This window comes from Acidobacteriota bacterium (assembly GCA_026393675.1).
GTDB lineage: Bacteria > Acidobacteriota > Vicinamibacteria > Vicinamibacterales > JAKQTR01 > JBAXOX01.
Map to the genome: position 1 here is coordinate 62,862 of JAPKZQ010000042.1, position 11,775 is coordinate 74,636.

8 protein-coding genes and 1 pseudogene are annotated in these 11,775 nt (G+C 65.2%); 6 read left to right on the plus strand and 3 right to left on the minus strand.

The genetic code is table 11. The features are described from left to right. Positions 1-23: 23 nt before the first annotated feature. Both NT151_10505 and NT151_10510 read left to right on the plus strand, forming a co-directional pair. Positions 24-1,259 carry a GNAT family protein gene (locus tag NT151_10505; protein ID MCX6539344.1) on the plus strand — a complete coding sequence of 412 codons (1,236 nt, stop codon included), beginning with the start codon at positions 24-26 and terminating at the stop codon, positions 1,257-1,259. A 70-nt stretch (positions 1,260-1,329) separates the two neighbouring features. Then, entirely contained in the window at positions 1,330-4,071 is a 2,742-nt protein-coding gene (locus tag NT151_10510; protein MCX6539345.1) for an AMP-binding protein, read from the plus strand. A gap of 37 nt (positions 4,072-4,108) precedes the next feature. On the opposite strand, the gene metK is transcribed toward NT151_10510, so the two are convergent. Next, on the minus strand, positions 4,109-5,221 hold the full coding sequence (gene metK / locus NT151_10515) for a methionine adenosyltransferase (protein ID MCX6539346.1): 1,113 nt from the start codon (positions 5,219-5,221) through the stop codon (positions 4,109-4,111). A 326-nt stretch (positions 5,222-5,547) separates the two neighbouring features. Here metK and NT151_10520 point away from each other — a divergent pair, with 326 nt between their 5' ends. Beyond that, positions 5,548-6,369: an SDR family NAD(P)-dependent oxidoreductase gene (locus tag NT151_10520; protein MCX6539347.1), complete on the plus strand. Its 822-nt coding sequence runs from the start codon at positions 5,548-5,550 to the stop codon at positions 6,367-6,369. A gap of 9 nt (positions 6,370-6,378) precedes the next feature. Here the strand turns inward: NT151_10520 and rmuC are convergent, their stop codons facing one another. Next, entirely contained in the window at positions 6,379-7,746 is a 1,368-nt protein-coding gene (rmuC, locus tag NT151_10525; GenBank protein ID MCX6539348.1) for a DNA recombination protein RmuC, read from the minus strand. Positions 7,747-7,917: 171 nt separating this feature from the next. After that, the gene (locus tag NT151_10530) at positions 7,918-8,253 is read right to left on the minus strand and encodes a hypothetical protein (GenBank protein ID MCX6539349.1); all 336 of its coding nucleotides are present in this window, start codon (positions 8,251-8,253) and stop codon (positions 7,918-7,920) included. A 178-nt stretch (positions 8,254-8,431) separates the two neighbouring features. Here NT151_10530 and NT151_10535 point away from each other — a divergent pair, with 178 nt between their 5' ends. The 3 genes and pseudogenes from NT151_10535 (at position 8,432) to NT151_10545 (ending at position 11,689) form a co-directional block, all read left to right on the plus strand. Then, positions 8,432-9,931 carry an ATP-binding protein gene (locus tag NT151_10535; protein MCX6539350.1) on the plus strand — a complete coding sequence of 500 codons (1,500 nt, stop codon included), beginning with the start codon at positions 8,432-8,434 and terminating at the stop codon, positions 9,929-9,931. A gap of 10 nt (positions 9,932-9,941) precedes the next feature. Further along, positions 9,942-11,297: a sigma-54 dependent transcriptional regulator gene (locus tag NT151_10540; GenBank protein ID MCX6539351.1), complete on the plus strand. Its 1,356-nt coding sequence runs from the start codon at positions 9,942-9,944 to the stop codon at positions 11,295-11,297. A gap of 191 nt (positions 11,298-11,488) precedes the next feature. Continuing rightward, positions 11,489-11,689, plus strand: a pseudogene (locus NT151_10545) (DnaJ domain-containing protein). The last annotated feature ends 86 nt before the right edge of the window (positions 11,690-11,775 follow it).

The following is an 11,775-nucleotide window of genomic DNA, read 5'->3' on the forward strand; positions in this document are numbered from 1 at the left end:
CGTCTGGACGTGAGAGGGACCCGTTGAGTATCGACTGGCGCCAGGGACTTCCCGTGCTGCGCCTTGACGGGGTGTCACTGTGTGAACCCCGCCTCGTCGACGCCGCCGGACTCTTCGCCCGCCTGACGACCCCCAGTGTCGTCAAGTTCCTGTCGACTCCGCCGGACACGGCCGACGGCTTTGAACGCTTCATCGGCTGGGTGCAACACGAACGACAACACGGGCGTCACGTCTGCTACGCGATTGTCCCGAGCGGGTCGCCCGACCCGGTCGGCCTGATCCAGGCGCGGGAAATCGAGCCCGGATTCGGCACCGCCGAGTGGGGCTTCGCCCTGGATGAAGCCTCGTGGGGAACGGGGCTGTTCATGAGGTGCGCGACCGCGATGGCCGACTTCGTGTTCCGCCACGTCGGTGTACATCGTCTCGAAGCACGCGCGTCTGTCAGGAACGGCCGCGGAAACGGTGTCCTCCAGAAACTCGGTGCCGTCCCCGAGGGGGTCCTGCGCCGCTCGTTCGACAACGGGACTCGCAAGACCGATCAGGTGCTGTGGTCCCTGCTTGCCAGCGATTGGCTCGCCGCGCATGCGGGTCTGTCGTACGAGCTCAAAGACCCGGTGACGCTCGCTCCAGAGACCGTGCTCGATCGGGCCCGCGGGTCGCGGACCGAGGCCTGGAAGCGGGGCTTGCCCGAACTTCGCGGAGACGGCGTCATTCTGCGGGAGCTGGTGCCTGCCGATGCCCCGACGTTGACCAGAGATTTCAAGGATGCCGAGGTGGGCCGGTACATCCCTCCGCCCCCGGCCGACGTCGACGCCTTCCAGCGCTTCGTCGAGTGGGCTCGGAAGCAGCGTGAGGCTGGCAGCTACTTCTGCTACGCCGTCGTTCCCGATGATGAACGGCAGGCGGTCGGGCTCTTTCAGGTCCACCAACTCGAGCCGCCGTTCAAGAGCGCGGAATGGGGTTTCGTGTTCGCCAAGCGGTACTGGGGCACCGGCCTGTTCGCCAGGAGCGCCTGCCTCCTGCTCGACTACGTCTTCGAGTCGCTGGGCGTCAAGCGCCTGGAGGCCAGGGCCGTGGCCGACAACGCCAGGGCCAACGGCGTGCTTCGCAAACTGGGCGCCGTGGAAGAGGGCCGGCTGCGGCGATCATTCCTGCTCGGCGGGCAGTACCACGATGATGTGTTGTGGTCCATCCTCGACACAGACTGGGCGACCCGCCGCGGCCGACACCACGTCCCTGATCCTATCGCCTCGTCCTGACCAGCCGCAGAGGTTTCCCTCCACCTGCCTGACACGATACGAGTGCTGGTATGATCCTCCGGCCGGGCCCATGATGAGTAACGTCTATGACGCCTTTGCCGCTGCCGCCGACCGGTTTTCCGATCGGCCTGCGGTCGCGATCTTCTCCCGGACCGGTATCGACACGTATCGATACGCCGATCTGCGTGCGCTGACCGGGCGCGTGGCGCAACTACTCGCCGCGCAGGGCATCCGGCCGGGAGATCGGTGCGCGATCCTCGCCGACAATGATGTGCGCTGGTGTTCGGCCTATCTCGGCACGCTGCGATTGGGTTCGGTCGCGGTTCCCCTCGACACCGCGTACAAGGCGTGCCAGGTCCGAACCGTCATCGATGACGCCGGCGCCCTGGTGCTCTTCACGACAGCCAGGTACCTTGGCGTCGCGCGCGAGGCGACGGCCACGCTCTCGACACCTCCCAGGCTGGTGCTGCTGTCGGGTTCACAGGACGGGCTGTCCAGTCTCGACGATCCAGGCGACGGCGCAGCACCGCTCCCGGACTCCTGTCCCGCGACGCTGGATGACCCGGCCGTCACGCTGTACACCTCGGGCACGACGAGCGATCCCAAGGGCGTCGTCCTCACGCACGGCAACCTGCTCGCCGAGAAGACCGCCGCATTCAAGATCGTCACCATCACAGAGCAGGACAGCATCCTCGGCATCCTCCCGCTGTTTCACGCGCTCGCGCAGGTGGCAAACCTCCTGCTGCCACTGACGGCAGGCGCGCGTGTCGTGTTTCTCGAGACGCTCAACAGCACCGAGATGATGCGGGCCCTGGCCGAATGCCGCATCACGGCGCTCTGTGTGGTCCCCCAGTTCTACTACCTGCTCCACCAGCGCGTGATGGAGCGGGTCCGGGCCTCGCCGTTCCCGGTTCGGATCACCTTCACGACACTGCTCGGCCTGAACGGCTGGCTACGGAGAGCCCTCCGGGTCAATCTCGGCCGTGTGTTCTTCAGCCGCGTTCATGACGGTCTTGGCGGACGCATGCGCATCATGGTCACAGGCGGATCGCGCTTCGATCCCAGGATCGGACGCGAACTGTTCGCCATGGGGCTCAATATCATCCAGGCGTACGGCCTGACGGAGTGCTCTGGAGCCGCGACCATCACCCGGCCGGGAGATCCCCACATCGACACCGTGGGACTGCCTTTTGACGGTGTCGAGGTCAGGATTCTCGACGAGCCGGCCGAGACCAATGCCCGCGAACACCGTGACGGCGAGGTGCTGATCAAGGGACCGATCGTCATGGCCCGGTACCACAACCGCCCCGATGCCACCGCCGAAACGATTCGGGACGGGTGGTTGTACACCGGCGATCTTGGGTATTTCGACCCGTCAGGACGTCTTCACATCACGGGCCGGAAGAAAGAAATGATCGTGCTGGCGTCGGGCAAGAACATCTATCCCGAGGAGATTGAACTGGTCTACGCGCAGTCTCCGTTCATCAAGGAGATCTGCGTGATGGGCGTGGCGCGACCCGACGAGCCCGCCGCCGAACGACTGCACGCCATCGTCGTCCCAGACCTGGATGTGATGCGCGAGCGGCGGATTGTCAATACGCGCGAGATCATCCGTTTCGACATTGAAGGGCTGTCGCTGCAGCTGCCCCATCACAAGCGGGTGCTGAGTTTCGATGTCTGGCTGGAGGATCTGCCGCGCACCACCACGAGCAAGCTGAAGCGGCACGCGATTGAAGAGATCTACCGGTCCAGGCTGGCCGAGGCGGCCAGGCCCCCGGACAAGGTCGAGTGGCGCGACCAGGACCAGGTGTGGGCGGCCGACCCGCACGTCGCCGCTGCCCTGCAGGCGATCCGGGCGGCTGCCAAACCCAGCGCCGTCGTCACGCCCGATGCCAATCTCGAACTCGACCTTGGACTCGACTCAATGGAACGCGTTGAGTTGCTCGCGGGCCTCGAGCTCACGTTCAACGTCGACGTGCCTGACGAAGCCGCCCACCGCATCTATACCGTCCGCGAACTGGTCGAAGCACTCCGCCCGACCGACGGTGGCGCACAGGGTGGAACCGATTCGACCGCTGATCCGTGGGCGCGCATTTTCGACCAGCCCGTCGACGATCCCGCGATCCAGGCGATCTTGACGCGCCGCCCTCTATTTACGCCTTTTGCATTCTCCCTGATGCGATTGGTCAACCTGGCGGCCCGCGCACTGATTGGACTCCGTGTGTCCGGCCTGGAGCGCATGCCACGGGTGGGGTCGTTTATCGTATGCCCCAACCACCAGAGCTACCTCGACGCGTTTCTCCTGGTGGGCGCCCTGCCCTACCGGACGTTCAAGCGCCTGTTCTTCGTCGGCGCGAGCGAGTATTTTGCGATGCCGTTCACGGCCCGGCTCGCGACCCTGATGAACGTAGTGCCGGTTGATCCCGACGCGAACCTGGTCCGCGCGATGCAGGCGGGCGGCTTCGGCCTCAGGCGCGACAAAATCCTCGTGCTCTTTCCGGAAGGTGAACGGTCGCCGGACGGCGCGCCCAGGAAGTTCAAGAAAGGTGCCGCCATCCTGTCGCATCAACTCGGCGTGCCCATCCAGCCGGTGGCCATCGACGGCCTGCAGACCGTCTGGCCCCGCGGCAAGCCGCCCCAGTGGCGAACGTTGCTGCCTTGGGCCGCGACGCGGTCGGCCATTCGGTTCGGCGATACGATTGCGCCGGAATCAGGCGCCGGCACGGCGAGCGAGGACCGCTACGCCCATCTGACTGGCGTGCTGCGGCAGTCCATCGTGTCGATGTGGATGGAATTGGGCGCCCACCGGTGACTGATCGACGAGCGGTCACCGGCGGGCGTCGAGCGGTCTATTGCTCCCAGGGCAGATCAAGCTTGCCGAAGTGACCGTAGTTGGTCGTCTGGCGGTAGATCGGCCGGAGCAGATTCAACTGATTGATGATGGCGCGCGGCCGGAAGTCGAACGACTTGACCAGCTCGACCGCGGCCTTTTCATCACCCGTGCCAAAAGTGTCGACTTTGACCGAGATGGGCTGCGCCATGCCGATCGCGTAGGCTACCTGGATTTCGGCGCGCTTGGCGATCCCCTTCTTCACAATCTGGCGCGCGACGTAACGGCAGAAGTAGGCGCCGGTCCGATCGACCTTGGACGGGTCTTTTCCACTGAACGCCCCGCCACCGTGACGCCCGACGCCGCCGTAGGTGTCCACGATGATCTTGCGGCCGGTCACGCCGCAGTCAGCCGACGGGCCGCCATGCACGAAACTGCCCGTCGGATTGACCATGACCTTGACGTCGCCGTTGAACCACTTGCCGAGCATGCGCGGCGCCAGATCCGCCTTCACGTAGTCGAAAATGCCGGCCTGTTTGATGGCGGGTGTGTGCTGGGTCGACACCAGGACGTGTGACACCCGAACAGGGGCGCCGTTCTCGTATACCACCGACACCTGCGACTTCGCATCCGGGCGAAGCCAGGCGTACTTTCCCGCCTTGCGATCGTCGGCGAGGCCGCGGGTCAGCTTGTGCGCGAGGAAGATCGGCATGGGCATCAGCTCGGTCGTCTCGTCAGTCGCGTAGCCGTACATCATGCCCTGGTCGCCGGCCCCCTGCTCCCCTGCCTTGTTTCTGGCCGCCGTCACGCCCTGATCGATCTCGGACGACTGCTTGCTGATGGCGATGAACAGGGACACGGTGCCTGCGCTGAACGGTTCGGTATCGTCGGTGTAGCCGATTTCGGTAATCGCGTTCCGCACCAGATCCTCGTACGAGACCTTGCCCCTGGAGCTGATCTCGCCGCCCAGAATCACGAAGTTGCTCTTGCACATGACCTCGGCCGCCACGTGGCTATCAGGATCCTGGTCGATGTACGCGTCCAGAATCGAATCGGCGATGTAGTCGCAGACCTTGTCGGGATGCCCTTCCGACACCGACTCGGACGACACGGTGTAAGGCAAATGCTCCATATTTCCTGACTCCAGCAATCGGGGGACCGTCACGGGCGCCGTTATCCCCTCAAAACACAAAAGGCTCGACGACAGAGTGTCGCGAGCCCGCCCGCGACTTAGATAGTTCGGGGTCAGCCACCGGGACTGACCTGACGCGGCCCATCAAGTCGGGAAAATCGCCGCGCACCCGAAGCTATTACTATGACCGGCGGGATCAAACCCTGTCAAGGCTGATCCATCCGGTATGATCGAGGCGTCTGCTGGCGCGGGTCTGCCAGCTGACGCGAATTCGCCCGCGGGACGGCCGAACGGACCATCCGGAGCGTCATGGGGGTGGAGTGGGTATGCGAACGCTGAACGGAAAAATCGTCCTCGTGACCGGCGCGGCGTCAGGCATTGGCCGCTGCCTGGGTCATCGCTTCGCCGCCGCTGGGGCTCGTGTCGCGATTGCGGACCTGGACGTCGCTGGAGCTCAGCGAGTCGCCGCCGACATCGTCTCGACCGGTGGCCAGGCCTGCGCGTTTGAGCTGGATGTCACCAGCGCTGACAGCGCACGCGCGCTTCGGTCCCATCTGCTCGACCAGATGGGACCGCTCGACGTGCTCGTCAACAACGCGGGCATCGTGCACGGCGGAGCGTTTCTCGATGTGCCTCTCGACCGGCACCTGGCGACATTTCGCGTCAATGTCGAGGGTCTGGTCACTGTCACCTACGCGCTGCTGCCAGACCTTCTGGCCCGTCCCGAAGCGCACCTGGTCACCATCGCGAGCGCATCGAGTTTCGTGGGGCTACCCTTCGGGTCAACGTACGGGGCGAGCAAGTGGGCGGCGCTCGGCTTCACCGAGTCGTTGCGTCTCGAACTGCACCAGCTTGGCCATGCGCACGTGGGCGTGACGGCGGTCTGTCCGAGCTACGTGGGAACCGGCATGTTTGGCGGCGTGACCCCGCCACGCCTGACACGCATCCTGACCCCGGAGCGCGTGGCGGACTTGACCGTGAAAGCGGTGCTTGCCAACAAGGCCTATGTGCTGACCCCCTGGCTGGTCAAGCTGACGCCGTTTCTGCACGGCATCCTTCCTCGGCCCGTGTTCGACGTGGTCGCCGCCGCGTTTGGCGCCAACACGAGCATGGCCTCGTGGCGCGGGCGTGCAGGCGATCGTCACTGACCAGGACGGTCAAACTGTTCCGTCGCCGTCGTCGCCAGGCACCACCTCGGCATCAAGCGGGGCCTGTTCGCCGCCAGACCCGACCAGTTCCGCCGCCTGCAGCCGGCGTGGCACGTGGTCCACCGGCTCCAGCACACTGAGTTCTTTCGCCGAACTCACGCCCAGATCCCGCAGCTTGCGCGCCGGCGCGAGAATCCGCCCCTCGATGGAGCCGACCGTCGCGTTGTACGACTGGATGGTGCCCTCGAGTTTCTTCCGCAAGTCCACCAGGTGGTCGGCCATCGTGCAGATGCGCTCATAGAGGTCGCGACCAAGCGAACTGATCTCACGCGCATTGTCAGCCAACTGCTCCTGCTTCCAGCCGTGCGCAACGGTCCGCAGCAGCGCCAGCAGCGTCAACGGGCTGGCCGCGATCACATTGCGTTCGGCCCCGAATTCGATCAGCGAGGGATCGACTTGCAGCGCCGAGCCAAACAAGGCTTCGCCCGGCAGGAACATCACGACGAACTCCGGCGTGCTTTGGAACTGCTGCCAATAGGCCTTGCTCGACAACTGGTCGATATGCGTCCGCACCTGTGACGCATGCTGCTTGAGCCGAACCTCGCGCTCGGCGTCATCGCTGACGTCGATCGCGTCGAGATACGCCGAGAGCGGCGCTTTCGCGTCGACGACGACGGACTTGCCGCCGGGGAGATGGATGATGAGATCGGGCCGGTGCACGCCGGTCTCGTTGCGGACCGACACCTGTTCGTCGAAATCGCACTTCGCGACCATGCCGGCCATCTCGACCACGCGTCGAAGCTGAACTTCGCCCCAGCGTCCGCGCCCGTGCGGCGTGCGCAGAGCACGGACGAGCATCGTGGTTTCCCGATCCAGGCTCGTCAACTGCTCCGCCAGGCGCCCGTAATCCTCGCGACGCGAGTTCTCGACCTGCCCCAGCGTTGCCGCCACCTGCCCGAGCGACTCCTTCATGGGCTGCAGCAGCTCGTTGATGCTCTGGCGTCGCGCGTCCAGATCCGTGCGGGCCTGGCCCTGGAGGTCTTCGAGTTTCTTCGCCGCCAGCGTCAGGAAACGTTCGGAACTGGCATTGAGGATCTCGCTCGACAGTCCCTTGAACGCCCGTTGCAGGCGCTCTTCGGCATCCTGGTAGACCTTGACCTTGTCGTCGTGCGACGCCCGTTCGGCGGCGAGGGTCGCCTCAATGCGGGCCTTCTGCTCCGCCAGTTGCGACACCGACTGCCCCAGGCGGGCCTCCGCCTGGGCGACGGCGAGCGCCCCAGCCTGGCGGGCGTTCAACCCCGCCACGTACCAACCCGCGAGGAACCCAACGCCCAGCCCGGCGCCTAACGCCAGCGCGACTTCCAGGAAGATATCCATACCGGTTGATGATGGACTGCGATCCCCTCGCGGTCAAGCACGCCCTGCGATCCGTCGTGTTGCGCCCGCTCCTTCCGTGGGATAAGGTAGCGCCACGATCCGTGTCCACCCGGGAGCATGGAGATGCAGGATAGCTTGAGCGATCGGAAGGCACGAGGTGGCAGGTAGATCCTATGGCGCCCGCCAGACCATGACGGTCTGCGCGATGCGCTTTCCACCGGACGTGACGAACCGGACCTTGACCTTGCGTCCAACCTGGGCCGCGATCTCGCTGTCGGGCAGCACCCTCGACCCAAGATGCACGGAGGCCTTGTCGGCGAGAACGAATGCCTGGAGGTCTTTGCCGACCTTGACGGTCAATACCCGGGTCTTGGCGTCGTATCCGGACAGCGTGCCCACGACGGCGTTCTCCGCCGTCGCCTGGGCCCTGAGTACCTGGCCGGTTGGCTGGGCCACTCCTGCCATCAACGCCGCAAACGCCGCACTTCGAATGACAATACGCAACATGGGGACGCTAATAGGCCTCGCCGTACCCCGGATCACTAACAAGGGGTGTGCCAGCCACTCCGCGGGATGGTCGAACGCAATAACTGCTAACTGGTCAAGCTGTTAGCCGAACCGTAACACCATCATGTCAGGCACTGATTTGACGCAAGACCGCCCCACTGTGGCGACAATCCCTTGGTTGCGCTCTCTGCGGGTGCGAGTGGCCGTCTTCGTGGCGGTTGCCGTCGCTGCCGTCATCAGCGTCACCACGTACTTTGAACTCCGCCAGTTTGATCGCGTCGTCGAGAGCGAACTCCGAGAAGCTGGCCGGCTCACGGCCATGGCCGTCGCCGATGACCTCGAGTTGCGCGAAGGCCCTCTGCGGGCAGACGATCTGGCGCGTCACCTCCACGAGTTCATCGACGCAGCGCCAGAGATTCACAGCGTGTCGGTTGTGACAATGACCCCGAGCGGCCCTTCCATGTTCGCGAGCACCGCCGCCACGACCGCCGACGATGCCTTGGAGGTCGGCCGCCTGGCGATCGAACGCCGCGATCTGGTCTGGGGATCACAGGCGAGCGCGATCCGCTGCCTGGCCGTACCGTTGATGCGTGAGGGCCGCCTGTTCGGATCGGTCGCAGTGTCGGTGTCGTTCGGATCGCTGGACCGGCTGCGCACCACCGGGCGCACGCTGGCCTTCTGGGCCACACTGGTCGCCTGGGCGATTCTGTTCATCCTCATAGAACTGCTCGCCCGGTCGTACATCCTCCGGCCGATCAGCAGAATTCGTGAGACGATGCGCGATGCTGGGGAGGGCCGGATGTCGGTCAGGGTTCCCGTCGACCGACAGGACGAACTTGGCGCCATCGCCGCCGGTCTCAACCAGATGCTCGTCCAGATCGAGACCCTGCATGGGTCGCTGCAGCGGCGAGTGGCCGACGCGACCAATGAGCTGAGCGCACGGAACCGTGACCTGGTGGACATGTACCAGCAGATGTTCCGGCTGCGCGAAGAACTCGGCCGCACACAGCAGCTGGCGGCCGTCGGCGAAACCGCGTCGGTGGTGGCCCACCAGGTCGGGACGCCGCTGAACCTGATCTCTGGTCACATCCAGGTGCTGATCGAGGAGCAGGGGCCGGACTCGCCGGTCACCAGGCGCCTGCAAATTGCCGAAGAGCAGATCCGCAAGGTCACGGCGACCGTCAGGGGGTTGCTGGCCCGGTCGCGCCACCCCATCGAGCGCGAGATGGTCGACCTGGCCGCCTTGATCCGCCGGATGTGCACCCTGATCCAACCCGCGATCGAGGCAGCTAGCATCGCACTCACGCTCGACTGCGACGTGGTGCCGGGCGTCCAGGCCGATGCGCTCCAGTTGGAATTGGCCCTGCTCAATCTCATCAGTAACGCCCTCGACGCCATGCCGTCAGGAGGCCAGCTGAGCGTGTCGGTCCACGCCGGGCCAACCACGGTGACAATCGAGATTGGCGACACCGGAAGCGGGATCGGCCCCGACCTCATCGACCACGTGTTCGATCCCTGGGTGACCACCAAAGCCGAGGAACGGGGCACCGGCCTCGGCCTCAGCATCACGCGCAGCGTCGTCACGGAACATGGCGGGACCATCCGAGTCCGCAGCACGCCCGGAATAGGATCGGTGTTCACGGTTGAACTGCCCGTCGGCGCCGGTGCCACGCAATAGCGAGCGAGACATGCCTAACATCCTCATCGTGGACGATGATCGGGACACGTGCCAGTTCATTGCCGAACTGCTGTCGGCGCCCGGCCGTGATCTGGCCTACGAATCCGACCCGCGCGCGGCACTCGAGCGCGCGGCCCGCGAACCGTTTGACGCGGTGATCTCCGACATCAATCTAAATGCGGCGCAATCGGGACTCGACATCCTGAGGGCGGCCAAGAGCGCTAATCCGCGGTGTCAGGTGGTACTCATCAGCGGATTTGGCACGCTCGAGACCGCGATCGAGGCCGTGCGGGCTGGCGCGTTCGACTACATCAGCAAGCCATTCAACATCGCGCAGGTCAAGTCGGTCGTCGAGCGGGCCCTCGCGCAGGCGGCCTCGCCCGAGGAACGCCCGCGCGACGCGCGTGTAGCTCCCACGGGTCTCATCGGCCGCTCGGCCGAGATGCTCGACGTCTACAAGCAGATTGCGCACGCGGCCGACGCGGCGGCGCCGGTCCTGATCGTTGGCGAGAGCGGAACGGGAAAGGAGCTGGTGGCCAAGGCCATTCACGGGCACGGCCGCCGGGCGGCCCGTCCCTTCGTCGCGATCAACTGCGGTGCCATTGCCGAGACGCTTCTTGAGTCGGAACTGTTTGGTCACATGCGCGGGTCGTTTACCGGCGCCGTCGCCGATTCGAAGGGTCTGCTCGAACAGGCCCACGGCGGCACCGTGTTTCTCGACGAGGTCGGCGAGACGTCGGCCGCGTTACAGGTGAAGCTGCTGCGCGCACTCGAGGAGGGCGAGATCCGGCCGGTCGGCGCCAACCGGGTCGTCAAGATCGATGTCCGCGTCGTCGCCGCCACCAACGTCGAACTCGAACAGGCGGTGGCCGCCGGACGGTTCAGGCAGGACCTGTACTACCGGCTGAGTGTCGTGGTGATCCGGGTTCCGCCGCTCCGCGACCGACGTGCTGACATCCCCCTGCTCGTCGACGAATTCCTGCGCAACTCCTGTGCACGCGCCGGCCGCGAACGGCGGCTCTCGGCCGCAGCGCTCGAGATGTTCCTCAATTACCGGTGGCCGGGAAACGTCCGCGAACTCGAAAACACGATCGAGCGCCTGGTGCTCTTCAGCCCGGGCACCGTCATCGAAGTGGGCGACCTGCCACCGACGATGGGCGGCAAGACGCCGGGGGTCGAGCAGCGGCTGTTCGCGGACCTGCCGACGCTGGACGAAGTCGAACGCCGCTACCTGGCGCACGTCCTCGACAGCGTGAAGGGCAACCGGACACGCGCCGCAGACGTCATGGGCATCGATCGCCGGACGCTCTACCGGATGGCCGAGCGGTTCGGCATTGACCTCAAGGACGAACCCGGACGACAGTAACGTAGACATCTTCTATGGGCCTCATCCTGACGAATGAAGAAAGTGTTCGTCACCCCGGCGCAAGCCGGGGTCCAGTCCTGGATTCCTGCGTTCGCTGGAACGACGGGTTGGAAGTGCCTCTTCCGGCGCCGTTTGCCGGCGAGAGCGCTCGGCGGTTTGAGACGGAGCTTCGCTAGAGGTCTGGAGTTGCAGTGGAATTCAAGGACTACTACGCCACGCTCGGGGTCACGAAGTCGTCGACCGGCAAGGAGATCAAGCAGGCGTACCGCAAGCTGGCCCGCAAGTTCCATCCGGATGTCAATCCGGGAGACAAAGCCTCCGAGACGCGGTTCAAACAGGTGAACGAGGCGTACGAGGTGCTCGGCGACCCGGAAAAGCGACGCAAGTACGACGAACTCGGCGCCAACTGGCGCCAGTACGAACAAGCCGAACAACAGGGCGGCGCGTCGCCCTTTGGCGGCGCCGGGTGGGGATTTGG

Bases quoted from the DNA above. Each gene is read 5' to 3' on its own strand.
- NT151_10540 (MCX6539351.1), top strand. From the start codon at position 9,942: ATGCCTAACATCCTCATCGTGGACGATGATCGGGACACGTGCCAGTTC.
- rmuC (MCX6539348.1), bottom strand. From the start codon at position 7,746: ATGGATATCTTCCTGGAAGTCGCGCTGGCGTTAGGCGCCGGGCTGGGC.
- NT151_10530 (MCX6539349.1), bottom strand. From the start codon at position 8,253: ATGTTGCGTATTGTCATTCGAAGTGCGGCGTTTGCGGCGTTGATGGCA.
- NT151_10510 (MCX6539345.1), top strand. From the start codon at position 1,330: ATGATGAGTAACGTCTATGACGCCTTTGCCGCTGCCGCCGACCGGTTT.
- NT151_10520 (MCX6539347.1), top strand. From the start codon at position 5,548: ATGCGAACGCTGAACGGAAAAATCGTCCTCGTGACCGGCGCGGCGTCA.
- metK (MCX6539346.1), bottom strand. From the start codon at position 5,221: ATGGAGCATTTGCCTTACACCGTGTCGTCCGAGTCGGTGTCGGAAGGG.